Below are 25992 nucleotides of genomic sequence, written 5' to 3'. Positions count from 1 at the left end.
GACGACGGCGGCCCGCACCGGTCCTGCCGGAGCGGGACAACCGCATTAACCGCCGTCGTACTTGGCCAACCTGAAAGGCAGACACCGTGGCACTTGACGTGCTTACCGACCTCAACAAGGTCCGCAATATCGGCATCATGGCCCACATCGATGCCGGTAAGACCACCACTACCGAGCGAATCCTGTTCTACACCGGTATCAACCACAAGATCGGCGAGACCCACGACGGCGCCTCGACGATGGACTGGATGGCACAGGAGCAGGAGCGTGGTATCACTATCACCTCCGCCGCCACCACCTGTTTCTGGGACGACAACCAGATCAACATCATCGACACCCCGGGCCACGTGGACTTCACCGTTGAGGTGGAGCGTTCACTGCGCGTGCTCGACGGCGCCGTCGCAGTTTTCGACGGTAAAGAGGGCGTTGAGCCGCAGTCCGAGACTGTCTGGCGCCAGGCCGACAAGTACGACGTCCCGCGTATCTGCTTCGTCAACAAGATGGACAAGCTTGGTGCGGACTTCTACTTCACCGTGGACACCATCATCAACCGCCTCAAGGCCAAGCCGCTGGTTCTCCAGCTGCCGATCGGCTCCGAGAGCGACTTCGAGGGTGTCGTCGACCTGATCCACATGCGTGCACTCACCTGGCGGGGCGACTCCAAGGGTGACGTCACCATGGGGGCCAAGTACGAGATTGAAGAGATCCCGGAAGACCTGAAGGAACGCGCCGCGGAATACCGCGTTGCACTGGTCGAGGCAGTTGCCGAGGCCGACGAGTCCCTGATGGAGAAGTACCTTGAGGGTGAAGAGCTGACGATCGACGAGATCAAGGCCGGCATCCGCAAGCTCACCATTAACTCCGAGATCTACCCGGTCCTGTGTGGTTCAGCATTCAAGAACCGCGGAGTGCAGCCGATGCTGGACGCCGTCGTCGATTACCTGCCGACCCCGCTGGACGTGCCGGACATCGAGGGCCACCCGGTCAACGATCTCGAGTCGATCATCACCCGTCCGGCGAACTCCGAGGCACCGTTCTCGGCGCTGGCGTTCAAGGTCGTGACCCACCCGTTCTTCGGGCGTCTGACCTACATCCGCGTTTACTCCGGCAAGGCAGCTTCCGGCGCCCAGGTGATCAACTCCACCAAGGGTAAGAAGGAGCGCATCGGAAAGCTCTTCCAGATGCACGCCAACAAGGAAAACCCGGTTGACGAGATCACCACCGGTCACATCTATGCGGCGATCGGGCTGAAGGACACCACCACGGGTGACACCCTGTGCGACTCCCAGAACCCGATCATCCTTGAGGCCATGAGCTTCCCGACGCCGGTTATCGACGTCGCGATCGAGCCCAAGACCAAGGGTGACCAGGAGAAGCTTTCCATCGCCATCCAGAAACTCGCCGAGGAAGACCCGACATTCCAGGTCTCCCTCAACGAGGACACTGGCCAGACGGTGATCGCCGGTATGGGCGAGCTGCACCTGGACATTCTGGTGGACCGCATGCGCCGTGAGTTCAAGGTTGATGCCAACGTGGGCAAGCCCCAGGTGGCCTACCGCGAAACCATCAAGGGCACCGTTGCCAAGCACGACTACACGCACAAGAAGCAGACCGGTGGCTCCGGCCAGTTCGCGAAGATCCAGATCAAGATCGAACCCCTGGATACTGCCGAAGGTGCAATGTACGAATTCGACAACAAGATCACCGGTGGCCGCGTGCCCCGTGAGTACATCCCCAGCGTTGATGCAGGCATCCAGGATGCCCTCAACGATGGTGTGCTCGCCGGTTACCCCGTTGTCGGTATCAAGGCGACTCTGCTTGATGGCGCCTACCACGACGTCGACTCTTCGGAGATGGCGTTCAAGATTGCCGGCCGGATGGCTTTCAAGGAAGCTGCGCGGATGGCAAAGCCGGTTCTGCTCGAACCGCTGATGGATGTTGAGGTCCGTACGCCTGAGGAATACATGGGCGAAGTTATCGGTGACCTCAACTCCCGGCGCGGCCAGATGCAGTCCATGGAGGATGCAAGCGGTGTGAAGGTCATTCGCGCGCATGTTCCACTGTCCGGTATGTTTGGATACATCGGTGACCTTCGGTCGAAGACTCAGGGCCGCGCTGTGTACTCCATGCAGTTTGATAGCTACTCCGAGGTCCCCAAAGCGGTGGCCGAGGAGATCATTCAGAAGGTCCGCGGCGAGTAGCAGCACCATTGGTTGGCACCTGCACTCCAGGTGCCAACCGCTACCTGCCAGCAACCGGCTCCGTGCCGGAAGCGGCGAACCATCGAAGAAATTTAAACAAATTAGAAGCCCCCAGTAGACTTGCATGGGTTTCAGTGACGAGAAGCGCCACTGAATGTAAGTTTTACTACCAAACGTTCTAGGAGGAACCAGTGGCGAAGGCAAAGTTCGAGCGGACTAAGCCGCACGTCAACATCGGCACCATCGGTCACGTTGACCATGGAAAGACGACGTTGACGGCTGCCATTTCCAAGGTGCTCGCTGAAAAGTACCCGGATATCAACGATGCGTCGGCATTCGATTCGATTGACGCGGCTCCGGAAGAGAAGCAGCGCGGCATCACCATCAACATCGCGCACATCGAGTACCAGACCGAGAAGCGTCACTACGCACACGTTGACGCCCCCGGCCACGCTGACTACATCAAGAACATGATTACTGGTGCAGCTCAGATGGACGGTGCGATCCTCGTGGTTGCCGCCACTGACGGTCCGATGGCCCAGACCCGCGAGCACGTTCTGCTGGCCAAGCAGGTTGGCGTTCCCTACCTGATGGTCGCGCTGAACAAGTCCGACATGGTTGACGACGAAGAGCTCCTCGACCTGGTCGAGATGGAAGTTCGTGAGCTGCTCAGCTCGCAGGAGTTCGACGGCGACAACGCCCCGGTTGTCCGCGTTTCCGGCCTCAAGGCCCTGGAAGGCGACGAGAAGTGGGTTGAGTCCATCATCGAGCTCATGGATGCTGCGGATGAGAACATCCCGGACCCGATCCGCGACAAGGACAAGCCGTTCCTGATGCCGATCGAGGATGTCTTCACGATCACCGGCCGTGGAACCGTTGTTACGGGCCGCGCCGAGCGTGGAACCCTCGCCATCAACTCCGAGGTCGAGATCGTCGGCATCCGCCCGATCCAGAAGACCACGGTTACCGGTATCGAGATGTTCCACAAGCAGCTCGACGAGGCATGGGCCGGCGAGAACTGTGGTCTGCTGCTGCGCGGTATCAAGCGCGAAGACGTCGAGCGTGGACAGGTTATTGTGAAGCCGGGCTCCATTACCCCGCACACCAACTTCGAGGCCAACGTCTACATCCTGTCCAAGGATGAGGGTGGACGGCACAACCCGTTCTACTCGAACTACCGCCCGCAGTTCTACTTCCGTACCACGGACGTCACCGGCGTCATCACGCTGCCGGAAGGCACCGAGATGGTTATGCCTGGCGACAACACTGAAATGAGCGTTGAGCTGATCCAGCCCATCGCCATGGAAGAGGGCCTCGGCTTCGCTATCCGCGAGGGTGGCCGCACCGTTGGTTCAGGCCGTGTCACCAAGGTGACCAAGTAGTCTTCGGCTACACGCGCTCCGCGGACTGACGTCTCAGGCACGGCCTGGGGCAGCAGATCTGTCCGACGGAACCGCTTTCGAGGAAGGCCCCGTTGCTCCGGCAGCGGGGCCTTTCCCATGCCCGGGACGTGGTCCAACCTCTTGCGTCAGCCCCTTGCCCGTGGGTCAGGCCCTCGATCAGCACGTTGGCCGCTCGTCAGCCCACTGCAGCTACCTGACCGGCGGTTTAGGGGCTGATACGGCGCGGAAAGCAGGCAACGGGGCGGGTAGCGAACTGTTCAGCCCAATGCTCGACGCCAGCGAGTGGGCAGGGACGGACTGTGCTCAGTTTTCAGGGGCGCAAAGTGGGCTGGAGTGACGGCGGGCGGTGGGTCAGTCCGGTAGGTGCAGGTTCGGTCCTTGAGCCAGCCCCTTAGCCGCGGTCCGGGCCTGGAGCGGCCAATCGGCTCCGGACTGCATCAAAACTGCCGGACCGAGTGACGCTGAGCACCCTGGACCGCCCCGGTTTGCGATCGTTGTTCCCGCATGGCAGACTAGTGGAGTTGTTCAAGCGCTTCGATGCGCCGTGTCCCGACCAAGATAATGCTTGGTGCAGGGTCCCGGGGCGAGGCCCATATATAACCCACCTCCTTGAGAATATGCGTGTGCGTCCACTTGGACGAAACGACACGCCCGACTTCGGGGGTCGGAGCTTCGGCAGGGTGAGGAACCCGGAATTTTCCGGATTCAGCTTGTTGGAAGAAGAGCCGGACTGGACGCGGGAAATCGCCCAGGGCCGCGCATAAGGGATGTATTTCCATAGAGAAGCCGTACTTCAGAAAGAGAGTCACGACGCCATGGCGGGACAAAAAATCCGCATCCGGCTGAAGTCATATGACCACGAGGTCATTGATTCTTCAGCGCGGAAGATCGTTGAGACGGTGACGCGCGCAGGCGCTACGGTTGTTGGCCCCGTGCCGCTGCCGACGGAGAAGAACATTTACTGTGTAATCCGCTCGCCGCACAAGTACAAGGACAGCCGTGAGCACTTCGAGATGCGTACTCACAAGCGTCTGATCGACATCATCGACCCCACGCCCAAGGCTGTTGACTCGCTGATGCGACTCGACCTGCCCGCCGACGTGAACATCGAAATCAAGCTGTAGAAGGATCGCATCGTAATGTCTACCTTAACTACGCGCCAGGTGAAGGGCCTGCTGGGCAAGAAGCTCGGCATGACCCAGGTCTGGGACGAGAACAACCGCTTCATACCGGTAACCGTCGTCCAGGCAGACTCCAACGTCATCACCCAGCTGCGCGCACAGGATACCGACGGCTACACTGCCGTCCAGATCGGCTACGGTGCGATCGACCCTCGGAAAGTCACCAAGCCGCTGGCTGGTCACTTCGAGAAGGCCGGCGTCACCCCCCGCCGCCATATTGTCGAACTCCGTACCGCGGATGCCGACACCTACGAGCTGGGCCAGGAACTCTCAGTGGAACTCTTCGAGGCCGGCCAGCTGGTCGACGTCGTCGGGACCACCAAGGGTAAGGGCTTCGCCGGTGTGATGAAGCGTCACGGCTTCCACGGCGTCGGCGCCTCCCACGGTGCCCACAAGAACCACCGCAAGCCCGGTTCCATCGGTGGCGCTTCCACTCCGAGCCGTGTCTTCAAAGGTCTGAAGATGGCCGGCCGTATGGGCGGCGTCCGCCACACCACGCTGAACCTGACCGTTCATGCCGTCGACGCCGAGAAGGGCCTGCTCCTGATCAAGGGCGCCGTCCCCGGTCCCCGCGGCTCGGTCGTTCTCGTCCGTACCGCCGTGAAGGGAGCATAAGCTCATGGCAACCAAGACCGTAAAAGTCGACCTGCCTGCAGAGATCTTCGACGTACAGACCAACGTGCCGCTGTTGCACCAGGTCGTCGTCGCGCAGCTCGCTGCCGCCCGCCAGGGCACGCACAAGACCAAGACCCGCGCCGAGGTCAGTGGAGCCGGCCGCAAGCCGTTCAAGCAGAAGGGCACCGGCCGCGCCCGTCAGGGTTCGATCCGCGCTCCTCAGATGACCGGCGGTGGCATTGTCCACGGCCCGACGCCGAGCGACTACTCGCAGCGCACGCCCAAGAAGATGAAGGCAGCTGCCCTGCGCGGAGCACTCTCCGACCGGGCCCGCAACGGCCGCATCCATGTGGTTTCCGAACTGGTTGCAGGCACCAAGCCTTCCACCAAGGAAGCCATGACGGCCCTGCGCAACGTGTCAGAGCGCAAGAACCTGCTCGTCGTCATCGAGCGCGCCAACGATGTTGCAGCCCTGTCGCTGCGGAACCTGGAGAAAATCCACGTTCTGTATGTTGATCAGCTCAACACCTATGACGTGCTGATCTCCGACGACGTGGTCTTCACCAACGCGGCTTACGAGGCGTTTGTTGCAGCCCGCTCCGCCGGTGCTTCCGCCACGGCGAACGGTGCAGGCTCGTCCAGCAAGGCATCGGAAGCGGCTACTGAGAAGGAAGAGGAGACCGCCAAGTGAGCGCGACCGCTATCAAGGATCCCCGCGACGTAGTGTATTCACCCGTCGTGTCGGAGAAGAGCTATGGCTTGATCGATGAGGGTAAGTACACCTTCCTGGTTGACCCCCGCTCGAACAAGACCGAGATCAAGTTCGCGATCGAGAAAATCTTCTCGGTCAAGGTGGACTCGATCAACACCATCAACCGTGCCGGTAAGCGCAAGCGCACCCGCTTTGGCTGGGGTCAGCGTAAGGACACCAAGCGTGCCATCGTGACTCTCAAAGAAGGCACAATCGACATCTTCGGCGGTCCGCTCAGCTAGGGCGGAGACCACTTTAACGAGGAAATGAATTATGGGAATCCGTAAATACAAGCCGACAACACCGGGCCGCCGCGGCTCGAGCGTTGCCGACTTCACAGAAATCACACGGTCGACGCCGGAGAAGTCGTTGGTGCGTCCGCTGCCCAAGAAGGGCGGCCGCAACAACACCGGAAAGATCACCACCCGGCACAAGGGCGGTGGACACAAGCGCCAGTACCGGTTGATCGACTTCCGCCGGCACGATAAGGACGGTGTCGACGCCCGCGTTGCGGAGATCGAATACGATCCGAACCGCACCGCGCGCATCGCGCTGCTGCACTACGTTGACGGAACCAAGCGCTACATCTTGGCTCCCAACAAGCTGAAGCAGAACGACGTCGTCGAGTCCGGCCCGGGTGCCGACATCAAGCCCGGCAACAACCTGCCGCTGCGCAACATCCCTGTAGGTACTGTCCTGCACGGTGTTGAGCTCCGGCCCGGCGGCGGCGCCAAGATGGCCCGTTCCGCGGGTGCCTCGGTGCAGCTCGTTGCCAAGGAAGGCCGCTTCGGCCAGCTGCGTCTGCCCTCCGGCGAAATCCGCAACGTTGACGTCCGCTGCCGCGCGACTGTCGGCGAGGTCGGCAACGCCGAGCAGACCAACATCAACTGGGGCAAGGCCGGCCGTAACCGCTGGAAGGGCATCCGCCCGACCGTCCGCGGTGTGGTCATGAACCCGGTCGACCACCCGCACGGTGGTGGTGAAGGTAAGACCTCCGGTGGACGCCACCCGGTCAACCCGAACGGTAAGCCTGAGGGCCGTACCCGTCGTCCGAACAAAGAGAGCGACAACATGATTGTTCGTCGCCGTCGTACTGGCAAGAACAAGCGATAGGAGCCTGGAAACATGCCACGCAGCCTGAAGAAAGGTCCTTTCGTCGACCAGCACCTCTTTGTGAAGGTCGCTAAAGAAAACGAGAAGGCCTCAAAAAACAAAAGCGTCATCAAGACGTGGTCCCGCCGCTCGATGATCATCCCCGACATGCTCGGGCACACGATCGCCGTGCATGACGGGCGCAAGCACATCCCGGTATTCATTACCGAGTCGATGGTCGGGCACAAGCTCGGCGAATTTGCCATCACGCGGACATTCCGCGGCCATGTGAAGGACGACCGCAAGGGCAAGCGCCGCTGAGCCCCCGGCTCAACGACGTAAGTTCTTACGGCATAGAAGACGAGAGAAGGAAAGCAATGGAAGCCAAGGCAATTGCGCGCCACGTCCGCGTAACGCCTATGAAGGCCCGGCGCGTCGTCAACCTGATTCGTGGCAAGCAGGCGAATGAGGCTCTGGCAATTCTGAAGTTTGCCCCCCAGGCAGCTTCGGAGCCGGTATTCAAGGTAGTTCAATCCGCGATGGCAAACGCCCGCGGACTGGCGGACCGCGACAGTGTCGCCTTTGACGAGGACGACCTGTTCATCAGCGAAGCATTCGTGGATGAAGGCCCGACGATGAAGCGGTTCCAGCCGCGTGCCCAAGGCCGCGCGTACCGTATTCTCAAGCGGACCAGCCACATCACGGTTGTGCTCGCCACCCCCGAGGAAGAAGCAGCTCTCGCGGGCGCTTCGGCTAACAAGAAAGGCGGGAACCGATAGTGGGACAGAAGATTAACCCGCACGGGTTCCGACTCGGCATCACCACCGACCACATCTCGCACTGGTTTGCGGATGGCAACAAGGCCGGACAGCGCTACCGGGACTTCGTCCGCGAGGACATCAAGATCCGTCAGCTCATGTCCACGGGCATGGACCGCGCCGGTATTGCCAAGGTTGAGATCGAGCGCACCCGTGACCGTGTACGCGTTGACATCCACACCGCCCGTCCCGGCATTGTGATCGGACGCCGTGGAGCCGAAGCGGACCGCATCCGTGGTGAGCTCGAGAAGCTCACCAACAAGCAGGTGCAGCTGAACATCCTCGAGGTCAAGAACCCGGAGATCGAAGCACAGCTGGTTGCCCAGGGTGTTGCAGAGCAGCTGACTTCCCGCGTGGCGTTCCGCCGTGCGATGAAGAAGGCCATGCAGTCCGCACAGCGCGGGGGAGCGAAGGGTATCCGTATCCAGTGCTCCGGCCGCCTGGGTGGCGCCGAAATGAGCCGCTCGGAGTTCTACCGCGAAGGCCGTGTGCCCCTGCACACCCTGCGCGCGAACATCGACTACGGCTTCTTCGAAGCCAAGACCACCTTCGGCCGCATCGGCGTGAAGGTCTGGATCTACAAGGGCGATGTGACCTCGAAGGAACTGGCAGCGGCACAGGCAGCTGCTCCGTCCCGTGGACGTGGTTCCGACCGCCCGGGCCGCGGCCCCGGTGGAGCCGGTGGCGACCGCGGAGGACGCGGCGGCGCTGGTGGCGGGGACCGTCGTCGTAATGACCGCGCTGCAGCTCCGAGGGGCAATGCAGCTCAGACCGCACCTGAGGCTCCGGCCGCAGACGCAACGCCCGCGGCAGCAACTGGTGCTTCAGCAGAAGGTGGAGACAAGTAAATGCTTATCCCACGTCGAGTTAAGTTCCGCAAGCAGCACCACCCGAAGCGTTCGGGCCAGGCAACAGGCGGCACCACGGTCAGCTTCGGTGAATGGGGAATCCAGGCGCTGACTCCGGCATACGTGACCAACCGTCAGATTGAGGCTGCACGTATCGCCATGACCCGTCACATCAAGCGTGGCGGTAAGGTCTGGATCAACATTTACCCGGACCGCCCGTTGACCAAAAAGCCCGCTGAAACCCGTATGGGTTCCGGTAAGGGCTCCCCCGAGTGGTGGGTAGCCAACGTCAAGCCCGGCCGTGTTCTCTTCGAACTGTCCGGTGTCTCCGACGAGATCGCGAAAGAAGCGCTCCGCCTGGCTGTCCACAAGCTCCCGTTGAAGGCTCGCATTGTGCGACGCGAAGGTGGTGAATAGAGATGGCTGTTGGATCTAAAGAACTGACTTCCAGCCAGCTGGACGGGTTCGACAAGGACCGTCTGGTCGAAGAGCTGCGCAAGTCCAAGGAGGAGCTGTTCAACCTCCGTTTCCAGTCCGCCACCGGGCAGCTGGAGAGCCATGGACGGCTGAAGTCCGTCAAGCGTGACATCGCCCGTATCTACACGGTCCTCCGTGAGCGCGAATTGGGCATCCGGCCCGACGTCGTTGCTCCGGTTGAAGAGGTCAAGAGCGCCAAGGCGGACACGAAGAAGTCCACGAAGAAGAAGGCTGACAAGGACGACGCCGCGAAGGCCAAGTCCGAGGATGCTGAAGTTTCCGAGGATGATGCCAAATGAGCGAAAACATCAAGGAAGAAACTGTGAGTTCAGAAACCAGTGCCGAGGACGCCCGCGGTTACCGCAAGACCCGGCGCGGCTACGTCGTCTCGGACAAGATGAACAAGACCGTAGTGGTCAAGGTCGAGGACCGCGTCAAGCACGCGCTCTACGGCAAGGTGCTGCGCCGTTCATCCCGCGTCAAGGTCCACGATGAGCAGAACAGCGCCGGTATCGGCGACCTGGTCGTCATCAGTGAGACCCGCCCGCTGTCCGCTACCAAGCGGTGGCGTCTGGTCGAAATTTTGGAGAAGGCCAAGTAAGGCCTGTTCAATATCATGCCCGTCCGGGCGGGGGAGACTATCCACCTCAACCGCCTGGACAACGGGCCCACCATATCCGTTCCGCAAGGCTCCACCAGGAGAACCGGCGCGACGACAGGAGAAATAAGTGATTCAGCAGGAGTCGCGACTGAAGATCGCCGACAACACGGGTGCGAAGGAAATTCTCACCATTCGTGTTCTCGGTGGCTCTGGCCGTCGCTACGCAGGCATTGGCGACACCATTGTTGCCACCGTCAAGGATGCAATTCCCGGCGGCAACGTCAAGAAGGGCGACGTCGTTAAAGCCGTCATCGTCCGCACGAAGAAGGAACGCCGTCGTTCAGATGGTTCCTACATTAAGTTCGACGAGAACGCAGCGGTGATCTTGAAGACCGACGGCGACCCCCGCGGTACCCGTATCTTCGGCCCCGTCGGCCGCGAACTTCGTGACAAGAAGTTCATGAAGATCATCTCGCTGGCTCCGGAGGTGCTGTAGCCCATGGCAAAGATTAAGAAGGGTGACCTCGTTCAGGTCATCACTGGCGCCAAGCAGGACCGCGGCGGAGACCGCGGCAAGCAGGGCAAAGTTCTGCAGGTCTTCCCCGAATCCGACCGCGTGTTGGTTGAGGGCATCAACCGGGTGACCAAGCACACCCGGGCGGGCCAGTCGCAGAGCGGCGCGAAGACGGGTGGGATCGAGACCATTGAGGCCCCGATCCACATCAGCAACGTCGCCGTCGTCGACCCTGAGACCAAAAAGCCGACCCGCGTCGGCTACCGCACGGAGACTGTCGAGCGCGACGGCCGTGAGCGCAACGTTCGCGTCCGCATCGCCAAGGGCTCCGGGAAGGACATCTAATGACTGAAACAGTAGAAACCTCAGCCAAGATCGCTCCGCGCCTGAAGACCCGTTACAACGAGGAGATCAAGTCCTCGCTGCAGAACGAATTCAACTACACCAACGTGAACCAGGTCCCCGGACTGGTCAAGGTTGTTGTGAACATGGGTGTTGGAGATGCCGCCAAGGACTCCAAGCTCATCGACGGCGCCGTCAAGGATCTGACCCTGATCACCGGGCAGAAGCCGCAGGTGACCAAGGCACGCAAATCCATCGCTCAGTTCAAGCTGCGTGAAGGTATGCCGATTGGTGCGCACACCACGCTGCGCAACAACCGGATGTGGGAATTCGTGGACCGCCTGGTCTCCCTGGCGCTGCCGCGTATCCGTGACTTCCGTGGGCTCAGCCCCCGCCAGTTCGATGGCAATGGCAACTACACGTTCGGTTTGACCGAGCAGTCGATGTTCCATGAGATCGATCAGGACAAGATCGACCGCGTCCGCGGTATGGACATCACGGTAGTGACCACAGCCAAGACCGACGACGAGGGACGCGCGCTGCTCAAGGCGCTCGGCTTCCCGTTCAAGACCGACTAATTACTACGTTGCAGGTCCGGACCGCACCAAATGCGGCCACGGAAACCGTTACGAGGAGGGGCTGAAGCCCAATGACAATGACAGACCCTGTCGCAGACATGCTTACGCGTCTGCGCAATGCAAACTCGGCATACCACGAATCCGTGGGCATGCCATACAGCAAGCTCAAGGCACACATCGCCGACATCCTGAAGGCCGAGGGGTACATCGCCTCCTGGACGGCTGAAGACGAGGGCGTCAGCAAGAAACTGATGATTGAGCTGAAATTCGGTCCGAACCGCGAGCGTTCCATCGCCGGCGTCCGTCGTATCTCCAAGCCCGGCCTGCGCGTTTACGCCAAGTCGACCAACCTGCCACATGTGCTGGGTGGCTTGGGTATCGCTATCTTGTCGACGTCGTCAGGCCTGCTGACCGACCGCCAAGCCGCAAAGAAAGGCGTGGGTGGGGAAGTCCTCGCCTACGTCTGGTAGAAGGAAGGAAGAGAAGACATGTCACGTATTGGACGTCATCCTATCTCGGTACCTTCCGGCGTTGAGGTCAACATTGATGGAGCCGATGTTTCCGTCAAGGGCCCCAAGGGCGAATTGAGCCTTACCGTTCCCAGTCCGATTGCCGCCACGCTCGACGACGGTGTCATCACCGTCACCCGTCCCAACGACGAGCGCGAATCACGGTCATTGCACGGTCTGAGCCGCACCCTGATCTCCAACCTGATCACCGGTGTGACCGAAGGCTACAAGAAGGACCTGGAAATCGTCGGTACCGGTTACCGCGTGGTGGCCAAGGGCGCGGACCTCGAGTTCGCCCTCGGCTACAGTCATCCAGTGCCCGTAGCGGCGCCGGACGGCATCACCCTGACTGTGGAAAGCCCTACCAAGGTCACGGTCTCGGGTATCTCCAAGCAGCGTGTAGGTGAGGTTGCTGCCAACATCCGCAAGCTGCGTCGTCCCGATCCCTATAAGGGCAAGGGTATCCGCTATGCAGGCGAGCAGCTCCGCCGCAAGGTCGGAAAGGCTGGTAAGTAATTATGGCTCTCGCAATCAAGGGTAAGAGCAAGTCCGCTTCGCGCGGACGCCGTCACCTCCGCGTTCGCAAGCGCATCACCGGTTCCGCGGTCCGTCCGCGTCTGGTGGTCAACCGCTCGGCGCGCCACGTGTTCGTTCAGATCGTCGACGACAGCCAGGGCAAGACCGTGGCGTCGGCTTCGACCATGGAAGCGGACCTGCGCGCGTTCGACGGCGACAAGACGGCTAAATCAAAGCGCGTTGGCGAGCTCGTCGCAGAGCGCGCCAAGGCTGCCGGCATCGAGTCGGTTGTCTTCGACCGCGGTGGTAACAAGTACCACGGCCGCGTCGCAGCGATCGCAGACGGCGCTCGCGAAGGTGGGTTGTCGCTGTGACTGAAGCTAATAATGCAAAGGAAGCTGATTTGAAGCAGGAGCCTGAACAGACTGCGGCCGAAGGTAGCGCTGCTGAAGCAACCGGGACCGCCTCTGACGCAGACAAGAGCACCGAGACTGCAGCCGGCAGCACCGAGGACCGCAACGCCGGTCGCCGGGGCGAGCGCGGCGGTGGACGTGGCGAGCGTGGCGGTGGCCGCGGAGAACGCGGTGGCCGCGACAGTGGTCGTGGCGGTGGACGTGGCGGACGCGACGGCGGCCGTGACGCTGAGAAGGAAAAGTTCGTTGAGCGCGTGGTTGCTATCAACCGCGTAGCGAAGGTCGTCAAGGGCGGCCGGCGCTTCAGCTTCACCGCACTCGTGGTTGTCGGCGACGGCAACGGCATGGTCGGCATCGGCTACGGAAAGGCCAAGGAAGTTCCCTCGGCCATCTCCAAGGGCGTTGAGGAAGCCAAGAAGTCCTTCTTCAAGGTTCCGCGGGTCCAGGGCACCATTCCGCACCAGGTCCAGGGCGAGGCGGCTGCAGGCGTTGTCCTGCTGCGTCCGGCTTCCCCCGGTACCGGTGTTATCGCCGGTGGTCCGGTCCGCGCCGTGCTCGACTGCGCCGGAGTCCACGACGTGCTGTCCAAATCGCTCGGGTCGGCCAACGCCATCAACATCGTGCACGCCACCGTTGACGCTCTGCGCAGGCTCGAAGAGCCGGCAGCAGTAGCGGCCCGCCGTGGTCTGCCGCTGGATGAAGTTGTTCCGCCGGCACTGCTGCGCAACATGCAGAAGGCAGGTGCGTAATGGCTGAGACCACGACGCAGTTGAAGATCACTCAGACGAAATCCGCCATTGGCGGCAAGCAGAACCAGCGAGACACCCTGCGGTCACTGGGTTTGAAGCGGATCGGCCACACCGTGGTCCGGGATGCAACAGACTCCACCCGCGGGATGATCAACACTGTTTCTCACCTCGTGAAGGTTGAGGAGGCGAAGTAATCATGGCGGAAGAGAAAAAAGAGCACGCGCTCAAGGTTCACCACCTGCGTCCCGCCCCTGGTGCCAAGACTGCCAAGACCCGCGTAGGTCGAGGCGAGGCATCCAAGGGTAAGACCGCAGGCCGCGGTACCAAGGGAACAAAGGCCCGGTACCAGGTGTCGGCAGGATTTGCCGGTGGCCAGCTGCCACTGCACATGCGCCTGCCGAAGCTCCGTGGCTTCAAGAACCCGTTCCGGGTGGAGTTCCAGGTCGTGAACCTGGACAAGCTCTCCGAGCTGTACCCCGACGGCGGCGAAGTCACCGTGGAATCCCTGGTGGCCAAGGGTGCGGTTCGCAAGAACCAGCCCGTGAAGGTCCTCGGCAGTGGCGACATCACCGTCAAGGTTGATGTCAAGGCAGATGCCTTCTCGGCGAGTGCCGCAGAAAAGATCGCAGCAGCAGGCGGAAGCGCCACTGCACTGTGATTTTTCGCAGGAAATGATTGAACTCTTGGTGGGTCGGAGGCTTCCGGCCCACCAAGAGTTTCATTCAGTTAAGACTCGGGGCACGTCGACGGTCCAAACCTGGCATAGTGACCAGCTAGACTCGGTTGTTGAGAATCGTCGGTGCCCATCATCGACTCAGGACCTTCAGGAGGACAATTGCTTAGCGCATTTGGCCGGGCCTTCCGCACGCCTGATCTACGACGCAAGTTGTTGTTCACGCTGGGAATTATCATCATCTACCGTCTCGGGACGTTCATTCCGTCCCCTGGCGTCGATTACGGAAACGTGCAGCAGTGTCTCGCCTTGGGCAACACCCAGGGCGGCGTTTATGACCTGGTGAACCTTTTCAGCGGCGGAGCCTTGCTCCAGGTGTCGATTTTCGCCCTCGGAATCATGCCGTACATTACGGCCAGCATCATTACTCAGCTTCTCCGGGTGGTCATTCCCCGGTTCGAGGAACTGCACAAGGAAGGGCAGCAGGGGCAGGCGAAGCTGACGCAGTACACGCGCTACCTCACCATTGCCCTCGGCTTGCTGCAGGCAACGACGCTGGTGTCATTGGCCCGCTCTGGCAGCTTGTTGGGCCAGTGTCCCGTTCCGATCATCCCGAACGACACCCTGATCACGATCATTCTGATCATTCTCACGATGACAGCCGGTACCGGCCTGATCATGTGGATGGGTGAGTTGATCACCGAAAAGGGCGTCGGCAACGGCATGTCGCTGCTGATCTTCATCTCCATCGCAGCAGGCTTCCCCACCTCGCTGGGCGCGATCCTGAACACCCAGGGCTGGACGGTATTCCTCAGCGTGCTCGCTATCGGGCTCGTCATTGTGGCCCTGGTGGTCTTCGTGGAGCAGTCCCAGCGCCGTATTCCGGTCCAGTACGCGAAGCGTATGGTCGGCCGGCGCACCATGGGCGGCACCAGCACGTACATCCCGATCAAGGTCAACATGGCCGGCGTGATCCCCGTGATCTTCGCGTCCTCCATGCTCTACCTGCCGGGCCTGCTCGTGCAGTTCAACACCCCCACGGACGGCACAACCCCGCCGCCGGAATGGGCACAGTGGATCCAGAACAACCTGGTCAGCGGGGAGTCGCCGCTGTACATGCTGCTCTACTTCCTGCTCAATATCTTCTTCACCTACTTCTACGTTTCGATCACGTTCAACCCGGACGAGGTCTCGGAGAACATGAAGAAGTACGGCGGATTCATCCCCGGTATCCGTGCCGGGCGTCCGACGGCGGAGTACCTGCAGTACGTCATCAGCCGCATCACGGCCGCCGGCGCTCTCTACCTCGGTCTGATTGCCCTCGTTCCGCTGATCGCGCTGGTGCTGATCGGTGCCAACGCCAACTTCCCCTTCGGAGGTGCAGCGATCCTGATTATCGTGGGTGTTGGCCTTGAGACCGTCAAGCAGATCGACGCTCAGCTACAACAACGCCACTACGAAGGGTTATTGCGATGACGAGAATGCTGATCATTGGTCCTCCGGGATCCGGCAAGGGCACCCAGGCGGCACGCATTTCGGACCGTCTCGGCGTCGTGGCGATCTCCACCGGCGACATCTTCCGTGCCAACGTGAAGGAAATGACCCCGCTGGGTAAAGAGGCCAAGAGCTATATGGACGCCGGCGACTATGTCCCGGACAGCGTCACCAACCAGATGGTCCGCGACCGTCTCAAGGAGAACGACGTCGAGGACGGCTTCCTGCTCGATGGTTACCCGCGGACCACGTCCCAGGTCGATGAGCTGGATGACATCCTGGCCAGCAACAACCAGGAGCTCGACGCCGTCCTGCAGCTGACGGCCGACGACGAGGAACTCGTCAAGCGCCTGCTCGGCCGCGCGGCGCAGGATGGCCGTACGGATGACACCGAAGAGGTAGTCCGGCACCGGCTGGATCTCTACCACGAGAAAACCGAAGCGGTGGTGTCCAAGTACGCCGACCGCGGGATCGTCGCGAAGGTGGATGGCATCGGCGGGATCGACGAAGTCACCGACCGCGTGATGACCGCCCTCAAAGACGTGCAGTAAATTTACTAACCGAATGGCCCTCCTGCACCCGTAGCAGGAGGGCCATTCGTATTTTGGAAGGTTTTGAACATGTTTGGTCGCTCCATCGAGTACAAGTCGACAGCGCAGATGCGGCATATGGTCGACGCCGGCAAGGTCACCAGCGATGCGCTCGATGCTGCCGTCGCGGCCGCCGTCGCAGGTGCCACCACCGCGGATCTGAACGATGCGGCAGCCGCCGTCCTCAAGAAGGCGGGAGCTACCTCGAACTTCCTCGGCTACTACGGGTTCCCTGCAACGATCTGCACCTCCGTAAACGAGCAGGTCGTGCACGGCATCCCGGGCGGCTATGTCCTCAAGGACGGCGATATGGTCTCGATCGACGGCGGCGCCATCGTCAATGGCTGGCATGGCGACTCCGCCCGCACTGTCATCGTGGGGGAGGCGGACCCGGAGGACCAGGCGCTGTCCGATGTCACCCGCGCCTCGCTGTGGCACGGCATTGCGGCGTTGGCGAAGGCCAGCCGCGTCGGCGAAATTGGCTGCGCCATCGACGACTACGTGAACAGCACCGCCGGCAACAAGTACGGCATTCTCGAGGAATACGTCGGCCACGGCATCGGCTCCGAGATGCACCAGGCTCCGGACGTGGTCAACTTCCGCAGCCGTAACCTCGGCCCCAAGGTCAAAGCCGGTATGTGCCTGGCGATCGAACCCATGCTCGTCCGCGGACGCCTCGAGACTGAAGTGCTCGACGACGACTGGACCGTCGTCACGGCCGACGGCGCCCGCGCTGCACACTGGGAACATTCCGTAGCCGTTCACAGTGGCGGCATCTGGGTACTGACTGCCCCCGACGGCGGCGCGGCCGAACTGGCTCCCTTGGGTATTACGCCGGCCCCCATCACAGGCTGAGAACGGCCATTTCCGCCTGAATCAAAAAAGTTGAAAAAAACTTTGAAAACCGGCGCAACCTATCCGCACCCCGCGACATTAACCAAGTAGATGGCCACCGCGGCAATGGTGAAAGCGGGGGAGCGAACGGCTTCCGCTTCCACACAGCATTGCGTGGGGCGGCCATCGTCAACGCTGCTGAACCAAGGTTTGTTGCGAGCCGCAGGTTCGGCTGGCCGCCGGGCGGTCCCCCGACCCGGATGGGGTGGGCCTGCAAGGCGTTGCTGACTGGATACTGGCCGGTCGGCTTCCGCCTTGCAGGCCGCCGCGTTGCCCCGTCTTTTTTCTTCTGTTGGATAAGGAGTTGGTTATGGTGGAGGAATGGTGCGTAATTTCAGAACATGGAAGCTGGGAAGTACATTCGCCTCCGCCCTGATGCTTTCTGCGGTGCTGACCGCCGGCGCAGTGCCGGCGTCCGGGGCCCAGCCAGCGACAAGTCAGCCAACTCCGGGAGGCCAGCCAAGTGCTGGTCAGGAGTACTGCTGGCTCAATGGCGATTCCGGCACCATGCAATGCTTCACCTCGGAAGCGGAGATGAACACGGCCATGCAGCAACCCACACGGGAGACCATGCAGGAGCCGCAGCTCAAATCCGCCAGCCCCGGGTCCGGGCCCACACCACAATTACAGATGAGAAGTGCGGCTGCGGACCAGCAGGTTGTCGGCCGATTCTACCGCGATGCCGGGTACGAAGGCGGATACCTGATCATCTCGCGCAGCGGGGGTTGCAACAGCGGAAACCACATTGCGGACCTGAGCGGTTACCCCGGCTGGAACGACACCGTTTCGTCGTTCGTAGCAGGATCGGGATGCCGAATCGGACTCTATGACGACTCGGATCTCAGCGGATCCTTCTACGGGCATTACCGGAGCTCGGGCTACGTCGGGTACCTCAATGACCGCGCATCGTCCGCCCGGTTCATCGCTGGCTGATGCAGGAGGACGGCCGCCGGACGGATGGTGCCGGGGCCGACCCGAGGACCGATGAGGAGTTGCTCCATCGGTGCGCGAAACGTGACGACGACGCCTTCGACGTTCTGTATGAACGCTACGCAAGCAACCTGCTCAAGGTCTGTCGCCGCATGTCCGGCGATATGTCGGTGGCTGAGGACATGGCGCAGGAAGCGTTCTTCACCCTGTGGTCCAAAGCCAGCAAGGTCACGATTGCGGATGGAACTGCTTGGCCGTGGTTATTCACCACGGCTAAGTTCCTGATTTACAACCACAATCGGAAAATGGGCAATCAGCCAACGCTCGACATCCATGAGCATGACGTCGAGCGTTACCTTTCGCACAGCCATGTGGAGGAAGCGGTGGCCTCCCGGGACGCCGTGCAACGCGTGCTGGAAACAGTCCGGACCATGCCTGCCGAGGACCACCATATCTTCGTCATCCACTTCATCGAGGGTGCTTCGCATGCCCGGATTGCCAAGGACCTGGGTATCACCCGGTCCGCGGCCAAGAGCCGCATCTTCCGCCTGAGGGCGAAACTCCAGTCCACTTTTACCGACATGACGACCAGCTGAAGGGGGTGATGGACATGGATGAAATTTCTTCCGCCAAGGACCGAGTGCGGAACCGGTTGCGGGCCCGCATCGGCGAAGACAAACGACGGCGGAAGCGCCGCAAGCAACTCGGCGTGTTCGTGGCCGCGCCCTTGGCCGTCGTGTCTGCCACCGCCGGGTTCGCGCTGCTCAACGTCACCGAGGAGCAGGCCAACTTCTCGACCTTTTGCTACGCCGGTTCCAGTCCCGACGCCCCGCAGGCCGAGGTATACACCCTGCACCAAGGCGAAATGACGGGCCGCGATGACGAAGGAAATCCGGTTTTCGACGACTCCGAAGCCATCGACTCCATCGAGCCAAAGGAACTCTGCGCAACCATATGGGAAGCGGGTTTCGACGATCCTGCCAACCCGGGCGAGCTGCTGCCGCCGGTCGATCCGGCGCCTCCGATGGTGACCTGTATCCGCGACGACTGGCGCTACGCCGTCTTCCGCGCCCCGGGCGATGAACCGGTCAGCAGCAAAGAATTCTGCCCCACCGTCGACATGCGGCCCAACACGATCGACGTCGCGGAGCTCCTGGAGCGGCAATAAATCCATGCTTTTGCCCCGGCCGGGAGCCATTAGTCAGGAGCGGGGCTGGACGAAGCCGGATTCATAGGCGGCGATGACGGCCTGTGTCCGGTCACGCACCCGGAGCTTGGCCAGAATTGAGCCGATGTGTGTCTTCACGGTCTCGACGCCAAGATACATCGACCGGGCGATCTCCTGGTTGTTATACCCCTGAGCCAACTGACGAAGGACTTCGGTCTCACGGTTGCTCAGCCCGGCATCGGCTACGAGGTCAGTGCGGCGGCCACCGTGCTCGACCACGAGGTTCCGCAGCATCGCTGGGAACATGATCGATTCGCCGTGGGCGACCGTCCTGACGGCCTGGATCAGTTCTTCCGGCCGGGCGCGCTTGAGCAGGAACCCATCGGCGCCGGCTTTGAGGGCCTGGTAGACGTAATCGTCGCTTTCGAACGTCGTCAGGATCAGAATCCGCGGTACGTGTGGCAGGCGCCCGGCGTTGTCCAGCAGCTGAGTCGTCGCCGCAATGCCGTCCAGTCCGGGCATCCGGACATCCATCATGACCACGTCCGGCTCCAACCGCCGCACCTGCGGCCAGACCTCCGTGCCGTCGGCGGCTTCGCCGACAATCGAAAAGTCCGCCACCTGTGAGAGGACCGCGGCGAGGCCGGAGCGGATCAGTGGTTCGTCGTCGACCACAAGGATTCTGATGGGTTCACTCACGGGCGCTCCTCCTCGAGCGGAAATTCGGCTCGCAAGATCCAGTTGCCATCGTGCAGCGCCGATTGTGCCGTGCCGCCCACCAACCGTGCGTGCTCGGTGAGACCGTCCAGTCCACGGCCGCCGCCCAGCACCTGACGCGGGACGGCGACAGGGTTGGTCAGCACAAGATGAAGCCGGCCATGGACGTCGTCGATCTGCAGGATGGCTTCCTGCGGCTGGGCATACCGGAGCACATTGGTCAGGCCCTCCTGCACCACCTTGAACGCAGCCGCGGAAACGGCACCAGGAAGGCGGCCAATCAAATTGGGGTCAAAGTGGCGGTCGATGACGAGTCCCTGCTCCGAGAGCCGATCCAGACATGGCTGCAGCAATCGCAGATCCGGGGCACCCTCCCGTCCGGGGTAATCATTCCCATCGGGATTACGCAGCATGCCGATCACATGATCCAATTCCGCCAAAGCTGCACGTCCGGTATCGGCCACCGCCTGCATCGCCCGTTCAGCGGAATCCGGATCATTGCGCAGGAGCGACTGGGCCGCGGTCGCCTGCAAGGTGGTGACCGTCAGGGCGTGTCCCACGGAATCGTGAAGTTCGCGTGCCAGCTCATTCCGTTTCGCCGCGATCCGTGCCCGGTGTTCCTCAAGGGCACGCAGTTCGGCCCCGGAAGGGCCGAGCATCACCTGCGCCCAGTGCGGCAGGGCGATGCCGGTCAGCACGGTGAACACAACGATTCCAGCGCTCAGTCCCAACGACCACAGGATCGCCGTCGTACTGTCCACGAAGGGGGAGAGGACGTTGGTGATCTGCTCCGTCGATTCCGTCTGACCGGTCAGAGTCAGGACGGTTAGAGTCACGATAACCGGAATGGCGACGGCGACGGCCACCAGCGTCAGCCCTCCCGCCGACAGGTGCACCAGGTACCAGAGTCCGCCCCGCCACGCCTGTACCCGCCACCCTCGGGGGTTCCATAAACGCACGCGCCTTGGATGCCTGTGCCCGCCCCGCGGAAGGGGGTCGGGCAGCTCCACTCCCAGCAGTTCCCGGACCGCCGTCCGTTCCAGCGCCCGGGTCACCGACAAGGACGCCGGAACCGCGAGCAGGAGGAACAGCAGGAAGAAGACGACGACGGCGGCCATAGGGTGCACTCCAGCGGCACCGGCGACTTGGGTTCCCCAGATAAAGAAGGCGACATAGGGCACGGCCAGCAGGGCGCCGATCATCATGAACACGCCATGCCTGAAGACCTTGACTGCCCACTTGACCGGGGCGCCGCTGCCGTCTGCCATAGGCCTATTCTTACTCATCCCCGCACCCGGTCAGCCGTTGAGGCCACAGCGGCTGCAGGTTCGACGGCGCTTGAGGTAGTAGGCAATGGTTGCCGCACCCAGCAGTGGCCCCCAGAGAATCCACAGCGCAGTAGGACCGACCGTGCCCCAATTGGTCCAGTCGAAAGGAATGCTTCCCAGTTCCGAGCTGAAGGCCAGCCGGATCATTTCTGCTCCCGCCGGCACGACGATGACGGAAACGAAGCCGGCAGGGATCACCGCCAGCAGGACAGGAACCGGGTGGCCGCCGAGCATTGGCAACCAGCGCGGAAACACCGAACCCCATCGAAGGAGAAGTCCCAGCGTCAGGACGCTTCCCAACAGGGCCATCGCGGCCAGCCCGAGTCCGGCATAGACCATACCGTTGGTCTGCATGGTGGCCAGGAACTCTGTACTGATGCCGAGCGGGATTCCAGCGAACCAGGCCAGGCGGATGAAGGCGTAGAGAGCCGGGATGACTGCGGCCGCGATCGTTACCGGCGCGGCCCACTTCCGGGCAGCCTCGGCAGTGAACCAGCCGCCGTCGTCGTTCCTCCTGCCGCAGCTGAGACAGGCGGCCGACGCCTTCCGCGCCGCGGCGGTGGCGGTCAGGATCCACAAGCCGACGCCGGCCAGGGTCACCAGTTGATGCAGCATGACGGTCCAATCCAGGTTCATGCCCTGAAGGGAGCCGGGATCGGTGACGGCTTTTACCGCCAGGAATGGTGCGTAACCAAGAACAGTCAGGATCCGGCTGTCCGCCACCAATAGCAGGATCAGGGCGGAGTAGACAGCGGCGAAACCAACTGAACCATAAACGAAGGCCTTGCCCGGTCGGCGTACCCGGTGCACACCGGCAGCAATCAGCGCGCCTATCATGGCCAGCGACGGAAGGGCGTAATGGAGAACATCGCCGAGCGGCCCATTTAAGGGGTTGTACCCCGGCGGCGCGTCGGCATTTCCCAGTGGAAGTTCATTGCCGGTCAGCAGCCCGACGGCCGCAATTGAGCCGTAAAGCAGGGCGGCCGCGGCCGTAACCAGCGGAAGGGCGGACATGAAACTCCTCTTTCGAACCGAAGTGATGTCCGGAACAGAGTGTGAATTGATAGTCATGGTTTCAGTCTGCTTTTCCGGTACCGCCGGTTTATCCCCCTGCCGGGTCTACCATCTCCCCCAAAAGAGTGGGTTTTTTCGACATACTAGGCTCAGCGATGTAGAGACGACGTCCGTGGCATCGACGTACCAAGTGTCATGGCCGCACGGCCAAATCACTCCAGGAAGGCCAAACCCATGAAATTCGTCATCCTCATCCACTCCAACCCGCAGCCGTGGGGGCATCCGACGGGTGACTACGTCGCCGAGCATCAGGCTCTCCCCAAGGAACAGCGCGAGCAGATGAATACCGAGTTCGAAGCACTGCTCACACAGCTCCAGGCCAACGGCGAGTTGCTCGGCGGCGAGGCGCTGGGCGACCCCGCGACGTCCACGCTGTACCGGTGGGAGTCGGGCAAATCCATCGCGACGGATGGGCCGTACGCAGAATCCAAGGAGCAGTTCGCCGGTTTCTTCATGATCGATGTTGCCACCCGCGGGCGTGCCGAGGATATCGCGGCGGCCTTCGCCGGTCCAAGCGAGACGATTGAGCTGCGCCCCGCCATGTGGCCCGGCGGCGACGATCAGTGAATCCTGATTGCTGCGAGGATGTGTGGCGTTTCGAAACTCCATACATCCTCGCAGCGCTGCTGCGCCGCAGCGGAGACTTCGAAACGTGTGAAGACGCGGTCCAGGAAGCATTGCTGGCCGCGGCAGCTCAGTGGCCCTCCCAAGGAACACCGGACAATCCGCGTGCGTGGCTCATCCGCGTGGCCTCACGAAAGCTCATCGATCTCCAGCGCAGCCACGCCGCCCGCACCCAACGCGAGATCGACGCCGCTGTCCAAGCGCCGGCCGACACCCGGAACGTCGAATCAGCCGACAGCGCGGCTCTGCGCCATGGCGGAGACGACACGCTGCAGATGCTGCTGCTGTGCGCGCACCCAGCGCTCAGCGAAGCTTCCCAACTCGCCCTTACTCTGCGCGCCGTCGCCGGCCTGTCCATCGCACAGATCGCCGCGGGATTCCTCGTCCCCGAGGCGACCATGGCGCAACGCATCAGCCGGGCCAAGGCGACCTTGCGCACAGCAGGAGCCCGCTTTCAGCCGCCGACATGGGACGGTCTGCCCGGCCGGCTGCGTGTGGTGCGCCATGTCCTGTATCTCGCTTTCAACGAGGGATATACGACATCCAGCGGCACGATCCTCGTAGACACCGGTCTCGCCCGTGAGGCAATCCGCCTCGCGGAGCGCTTGCACCGCTCGGTGCCGGATGACACCGAGACCAGCGGGCTCCTTGCACTCATGCTGCTCACACACGCACGTACGTCTGCCCGCATTGGCGCCGACGGCGATCTGGTCCCACTCGCCGAGCAGGACCGGACAAGGTGGGATCGCGACATGATCGCCCGCGGCACCGCCCTCATCGAGGAAGCCCTTCCCGCCGGCGACGTTGGCCCGTTCCAACTCCAGGCCGCCATCGCAGCGGTCCATGGTGAAGCAGCCACCTCCGCGGCCACCGACTGGATGCAGATCACCATCCTCTACCGCATGCTTGACCATTGCGCGCCCTCGCCCACTGTGACGCTTAACTTGGCCATCGCCGTCGGCATGGCACATGGGCCGGCGGCTGGACTTGATGCCCTTGCGCCACTCCTCGAACGGTCTGACCAGCAACGGAACCACCGTGTCCACGCCGCCCGCGCACACCTGCTGGAACTGGCAGGGGACACCGTGGCCGCCAAGGACGCCTTCGACTTGGCCGCCCGGCTGACAAGCAGTATCCCTGAACAGCGGTACCTCAACCGGAAGGCTGGCAGGTTGCGTCCGCTGCCAGGCGGTCCGGCTCTGCCATCGGACGCTTAAACCACGCAGAATTCGTTTCCTTCAGGATCGGCCATAACCACGTGGTCAGGTATCCCACCGATAGCATGCTCCTGGATGGTGGTGGCACCGGCAGCAGTCAGCCGCACGACTGCAGCAGTCACCCGGGACCATCGGACTTCAGACGGCTCACTCCGGCCCCCGCCGACCTGGATGTCCAAGTGAAGCCGGTTTTTCGCCGCCTTGCGTTCAGGCACTTTGAGGAAGGAGATGCCGGGTTCCACGCCGGCCGGATCGGCCAGCGCCGCCCCGTCATTCCATTCGAACTCGGGTACTTCGCATTTAATGAACCAGTCCCTCCAGCTCTCAAATCCCTCCGGCGGCGGGGCATCGACGTATCCCAACGCCTCTCTCCAAAACGCAGCCAGCTTGCCAGGGTCGGAACAGTCGACCGTTAAGGTCCATTTCGCAGCCATTGATCCTCCGATTTGAGATGTGCGAATGACGATACTGGATCCCACTGACATTGATGGATGCTGACGGCAGCCGGGTGGGAGACAATCGGAGCATGGTCTCCTCAATCACTGACGTCCCCGGCATCCGCGTCGGCCATGCCCAACGGACCGATCCAGGTTGGCTGACCGGTGTAACCGTCGTACTGCCGCCGCCGGGAACGGTCGGTTCCGTCGACGTGCGCGGGGGAGGTCCCGGAACGCATGAAACCGACGCGCTCGATCCCACCACGCTGGTCCCTACCGTCGACGCCGTGGTGCTCACCGGCGGCAGTGCTTACGGGCTCGCAACCGCGAATGGTGTGCAACGTTGGTGCGAAGAACAGGGAAGGGGGTTTCCGGTCACCGGGGGAGTCGTTCCGATAGTTCCTGCCGCCGCCATCTTCGACCTGGGCCGCGGCGGGGAGTTCGGAAACAGACCCGACGCCGGTATGGGCTATGAGGCTGCGGTTGCGGCTGCTGCCGAAAAGGACGGGCACGACGTCGGCCGCGGCAATGTGGGCGGCGGCACCGGGGCGGTACTGGCGCAGGGAAAATACAAGGGCGGAACCGGAACGGCATCGATCCGCCTTGAGGGCGATAACGCCGGGATCGTCATCGGAGCCATTGCGGTCGTCAACGCCGTCGGTTCACCGATTGGCGGCGGGGAAACGCAAGCGTCCGGGAACGCGGGTGAACCGGTGGAGAACGTCGACCAAGGCCGGAACGACGGTGTGGATGGCATCGGCACCGTCGGGTCGCTCAACACAACCCTCGTCGTCGTAGCCGCCAACGCCGTCCTTGGCCCAGCCCAATGCAAGCGCACCGCCACTGCAGCACATGCTGGTTTGGCCAGGTCGCTCAACCCCGTCCATACGCTTGCCGATGGCGACACCATCTTCACCCTCGCGACGGGGGAGCGGGCGCTGTCGGGCGAGGGTGCCGCCGTCGTACAGTCAGTCATGCAACTGCAGGCAGCGGCCGCCGACGCCGTCGAACTCGCGGTGCGGGACGCCATCGAACATGCCGAAGCCGTCGACAACGGGGTTGTCGACTTTCCGCCTTGGCCGGACCAACGTTCTTCGCGCCCGTGATGAGCCGGGTTCGGCGAAGGTGATAGTGGATAGGAAGGTCCGCTAGTGTACACCGATTTCACTTATCCCGGTGCTTAACGTAGAGTTGTCTGTTGGTTGTCTATGCTCTTGCGCCCATTCTGGCGGCGCGAA

35 protein-coding genes are annotated in these 25992 nt (G+C 62.2%); 31 read left to right on the top strand and 4 right to left on the bottom strand.

From position 1 onward, the window contains the following. Window positions 1-86 precede the first annotated feature (86 nt). The 28 genes from fusA (at window position 87) to ACX80B_RS08770 (ending at window position 19357) form a co-directional block, all read left to right on the top strand. A complete protein-coding gene (fusA, locus tag ACX80B_RS08905) occupies window positions 87-2201 on the top strand; it encodes an elongation factor G (RefSeq protein WP_459295215.1) in 2115 nt (704 codons plus the stop codon). A 191-nt stretch (window positions 2202-2392) separates the two neighbouring features. Next, window positions 2393-3583, top strand: coding sequence for an elongation factor Tu (gene tuf / locus ACX80B_RS08900; protein WP_459295213.1), 1191 nt, complete (start codon window positions 2393-2395; stop codon window positions 3581-3583). Window positions 3584-4419: 836 nt separating this feature from the next. Continuing rightward, window positions 4420-4728, top strand: coding sequence for a 30S ribosomal protein S10 (gene rpsJ / locus ACX80B_RS08895; RefSeq protein ID WP_024366135.1), 309 nt, complete (start codon window positions 4420-4422; stop codon window positions 4726-4728). A gap of 15 nt (window positions 4729-4743) precedes the next feature. Then, entirely contained in the window at window positions 4744-5400 is a 657-nt protein-coding gene (rplC, locus tag ACX80B_RS08890) for a 50S ribosomal protein L3 (RefSeq protein ID WP_459295211.1), read from the top strand. 4 nt (window positions 5401-5404) lie between these two features. Next, window positions 5405-6091 carry a 50S ribosomal protein L4 gene (gene rplD, locus ACX80B_RS08885; RefSeq protein ID WP_459295209.1) on the top strand — a complete coding sequence of 229 codons (687 nt, stop codon included), beginning with the start codon at window positions 5405-5407 and terminating at the stop codon, window positions 6089-6091. Next, window positions 6088-6393, top strand: a complete 306-nt coding sequence (rplW, locus tag ACX80B_RS08880; protein ID WP_026534046.1) for a 50S ribosomal protein L23 — start codon at window positions 6088-6090, stop codon at window positions 6391-6393. The genes rplD and rplW overlap by 4 nt, the downstream gene beginning before the upstream one ends. 31 nt (window positions 6394-6424) lie before the next feature. After that, entirely contained in the window at window positions 6425-7264 is an 840-nt protein-coding gene (gene rplB, locus ACX80B_RS08875) for a 50S ribosomal protein L2 (protein WP_459295206.1), read from the top strand. Between the two features lie 12 nt (window positions 7265-7276). Further along, window positions 7277-7564, top strand: a complete 288-nt coding sequence (gene rpsS / locus ACX80B_RS08870) for a 30S ribosomal protein S19 (protein WP_459295204.1) — start codon at window positions 7277-7279, stop codon at window positions 7562-7564. 56 nt (window positions 7565-7620) lie between these two features. Continuing rightward, the gene (gene rplV / locus ACX80B_RS08865; RefSeq protein ID WP_459295202.1) at window positions 7621-8022 is read left to right on the top strand and encodes a 50S ribosomal protein L22; all 402 of its coding nucleotides are present in this window, start codon (window positions 7621-7623) and stop codon (window positions 8020-8022) included. Next, window positions 8022-8909, top strand: coding sequence for a 30S ribosomal protein S3 (gene rpsC / locus ACX80B_RS08860; protein WP_026534042.1), 888 nt, complete (start codon window positions 8022-8024; stop codon window positions 8907-8909). The genes rplV and rpsC overlap by 1 nt, the downstream gene beginning before the upstream one ends. Next, window positions 8910-9326 carry a 50S ribosomal protein L16 gene (gene rplP, locus ACX80B_RS08855; protein ID WP_026534041.1) on the top strand — a complete coding sequence of 139 codons (417 nt, stop codon included), beginning with the start codon at window positions 8910-8912 and terminating at the stop codon, window positions 9324-9326. Between the two features lie 2 nt (window positions 9327-9328). Further along, window positions 9329-9685 carry a 50S ribosomal protein L29 gene (gene rpmC / locus ACX80B_RS08850; protein WP_459295199.1) on the top strand — a complete coding sequence of 119 codons (357 nt, stop codon included), beginning with the start codon at window positions 9329-9331 and terminating at the stop codon, window positions 9683-9685. Continuing rightward, on the top strand, window positions 9682-9987 hold the full coding sequence (gene rpsQ, locus ACX80B_RS08845) for a 30S ribosomal protein S17 (protein WP_459295197.1): 306 nt from the start codon (window positions 9682-9684) through the stop codon (window positions 9985-9987). The genes rpmC and rpsQ overlap by 4 nt, the downstream gene beginning before the upstream one ends. A gap of 127 nt (window positions 9988-10114) precedes the next feature. Beyond that, entirely contained in the window at window positions 10115-10483 is a 369-nt protein-coding gene (gene rplN / locus ACX80B_RS08840; RefSeq protein ID WP_026534038.1) for a 50S ribosomal protein L14, read from the top strand. A gap of 3 nt (window positions 10484-10486) precedes the next feature. Continuing rightward, a complete protein-coding gene (gene rplX, locus ACX80B_RS08835; protein WP_459295194.1) occupies window positions 10487-10846 on the top strand; it encodes a 50S ribosomal protein L24 in 360 nt (119 codons plus the stop codon). After that, entirely contained in the window at window positions 10846-11421 is a 576-nt protein-coding gene (gene rplE / locus ACX80B_RS08830; RefSeq protein ID WP_459295192.1) for a 50S ribosomal protein L5, read from the top strand. The genes rplX and rplE overlap by 1 nt, the downstream gene beginning before the upstream one ends. 71 nt (window positions 11422-11492) lie before the next feature. Then, window positions 11493-11891, top strand: coding sequence for a 30S ribosomal protein S8 (rpsH, locus tag ACX80B_RS08825; RefSeq protein WP_459295191.1), 399 nt, complete (start codon window positions 11493-11495; stop codon window positions 11889-11891). Window positions 11892-11909: 18 nt separating this feature from the next. Continuing rightward, window positions 11910-12446 (top strand): 50S ribosomal protein L6, encoded by a 537-nt coding sequence (gene rplF, locus ACX80B_RS08820; RefSeq protein ID WP_459295189.1) that lies wholly within the window; start codon window positions 11910-11912, stop codon window positions 12444-12446. 2 nt (window positions 12447-12448) lie between these two features. Further along, the gene (rplR, locus tag ACX80B_RS08815) at window positions 12449-12820 is read left to right on the top strand and encodes a 50S ribosomal protein L18 (protein ID WP_459295187.1); all 372 of its coding nucleotides are present in this window, start codon (window positions 12449-12451) and stop codon (window positions 12818-12820) included. A 29-nt stretch (window positions 12821-12849) separates the two neighbouring features. After that, window positions 12850-13608 carry a 30S ribosomal protein S5 gene (gene rpsE / locus ACX80B_RS08810; RefSeq protein WP_459295571.1) on the top strand — a complete coding sequence of 253 codons (759 nt, stop codon included), beginning with the start codon at window positions 12850-12852 and terminating at the stop codon, window positions 13606-13608. Beyond that, window positions 13608-13802 (top strand): 50S ribosomal protein L30, encoded by a 195-nt coding sequence (gene rpmD / locus ACX80B_RS08805; protein WP_026534031.1) that lies wholly within the window; start codon window positions 13608-13610, stop codon window positions 13800-13802. Before rpsE ends, rpmD begins: the two co-directional genes overlap by 1 nt. 2 nt (window positions 13803-13804) lie before the next feature. Further along, complete coding sequence (gene rplO, locus ACX80B_RS08800; RefSeq protein ID WP_459295184.1) at window positions 13805-14266, top strand: 50S ribosomal protein L15; 462 nt, start codon at window positions 13805-13807, stop codon at window positions 14264-14266. Window positions 14267-14443: 177 nt separating this feature from the next. After that, on the top strand, window positions 14444-15757 hold the full coding sequence (gene secY / locus ACX80B_RS08795) for a preprotein translocase subunit SecY (RefSeq protein ID WP_459295182.1): 1314 nt from the start codon (window positions 14444-14446) through the stop codon (window positions 15755-15757). After that, window positions 15754-16326, top strand: coding sequence for an adenylate kinase (locus tag ACX80B_RS08790; RefSeq protein WP_459295180.1), 573 nt, complete (start codon window positions 15754-15756; stop codon window positions 16324-16326). Before secY ends, ACX80B_RS08790 begins: the two co-directional genes overlap by 4 nt. A 69-nt stretch (window positions 16327-16395) precedes the next feature. Continuing rightward, a complete protein-coding gene (map, locus tag ACX80B_RS08785) occupies window positions 16396-17220 on the top strand; it encodes a type I methionyl aminopeptidase (RefSeq protein ID WP_459295178.1) in 825 nt (274 codons plus the stop codon). A gap of 360 nt (window positions 17221-17580) precedes the next feature. Further along, entirely contained in the window at window positions 17581-18192 is a 612-nt protein-coding gene (locus tag ACX80B_RS08780; protein WP_459295176.1) for a hypothetical protein, read from the top strand. Continuing rightward, window positions 18192-18785 (top strand): RNA polymerase sigma factor, encoded by a 594-nt coding sequence (locus ACX80B_RS08775; RefSeq protein WP_459295174.1) that lies wholly within the window; start codon window positions 18192-18194, stop codon window positions 18783-18785. The genes ACX80B_RS08780 and ACX80B_RS08775 overlap by 1 nt, the downstream gene beginning before the upstream one ends. Before the next feature lie 14 nt (window positions 18786-18799). Beyond that, window positions 18800-19357 carry a hypothetical protein gene (locus tag ACX80B_RS08770; RefSeq protein WP_459295172.1) on the top strand — a complete coding sequence of 186 codons (558 nt, stop codon included), beginning with the start codon at window positions 18800-18802 and terminating at the stop codon, window positions 19355-19357. 33 nt (window positions 19358-19390) lie between these two features. Here ACX80B_RS08770 and ACX80B_RS08765 read toward each other — a convergent pair whose 3' ends face one another. From ACX80B_RS08765 to ACX80B_RS08755, 3 genes are read right to left on the bottom strand one after another with little or no spacing between them, the layout of a single operon-like run. Beyond that, a complete protein-coding gene (locus ACX80B_RS08765) occupies window positions 19391-20056 on the bottom strand; it encodes a response regulator transcription factor (protein WP_459295170.1) in 666 nt (221 codons plus the stop codon). Then, on the bottom strand, window positions 20053-21342 hold the full coding sequence (locus ACX80B_RS08760; protein ID WP_459295168.1) for a sensor histidine kinase: 1290 nt from the start codon (window positions 21340-21342) through the stop codon (window positions 20053-20055). The genes ACX80B_RS08765 and ACX80B_RS08760 overlap by 4 nt, the downstream gene beginning before the upstream one ends. Before the next feature lie 30 nt (window positions 21343-21372). After that, window positions 21373-22473: a hypothetical protein gene (locus tag ACX80B_RS08755; protein WP_459295166.1), complete on the bottom strand. Its 1101-nt coding sequence runs from the start codon at window positions 22471-22473 to the stop codon at window positions 21373-21375. A 177-nt stretch (window positions 22474-22650) separates the two neighbouring features. Here ACX80B_RS08755 and ACX80B_RS08750 point away from each other — a divergent pair, with 177 nt between their 5' ends. Both ACX80B_RS08750 and ACX80B_RS08745 read left to right on the top strand, forming a co-directional pair. Then, window positions 22651-23043 (top strand): YciI family protein, encoded by a 393-nt coding sequence (locus ACX80B_RS08750; RefSeq protein ID WP_459295164.1) that lies wholly within the window; start codon window positions 22651-22653, stop codon window positions 23041-23043. Beyond that, window positions 23040-24317 (top strand): RNA polymerase sigma factor, encoded by a 1278-nt coding sequence (locus tag ACX80B_RS08745; RefSeq protein ID WP_459295162.1) that lies wholly within the window; start codon window positions 23040-23042, stop codon window positions 24315-24317. The genes ACX80B_RS08750 and ACX80B_RS08745 overlap by 4 nt, the downstream gene beginning before the upstream one ends. On the opposite strand, the gene ACX80B_RS08740 is transcribed toward ACX80B_RS08745, so the two are convergent. Next, window positions 24314-24751 carry a VOC family protein gene (locus tag ACX80B_RS08740; RefSeq protein ID WP_459295160.1) on the bottom strand — a complete coding sequence of 146 codons (438 nt, stop codon included), beginning with the start codon at window positions 24749-24751 and terminating at the stop codon, window positions 24314-24316. The two genes, ACX80B_RS08745 and ACX80B_RS08740, sit on opposite strands and share 4 nt — an antisense overlap. Before the next feature lie 92 nt (window positions 24752-24843). Here ACX80B_RS08740 and ACX80B_RS08735 point away from each other — a divergent pair, with 92 nt between their 5' ends. After that, window positions 24844-25860: a P1 family peptidase gene (locus ACX80B_RS08735; RefSeq protein ID WP_459295158.1), complete on the top strand. Its 1017-nt coding sequence runs from the start codon at window positions 24844-24846 to the stop codon at window positions 25858-25860. The last annotated feature ends 132 nt before the right edge of the window (window positions 25861-25992 follow it).

It is taken from the genome of Arthrobacter monumenti, from assembly GCF_054511255.1.
The sequence above is the reverse complement of the archived record's forward strand: the minus strand, read 5'-3'. Positions and strand labels throughout refer to the sequence as shown.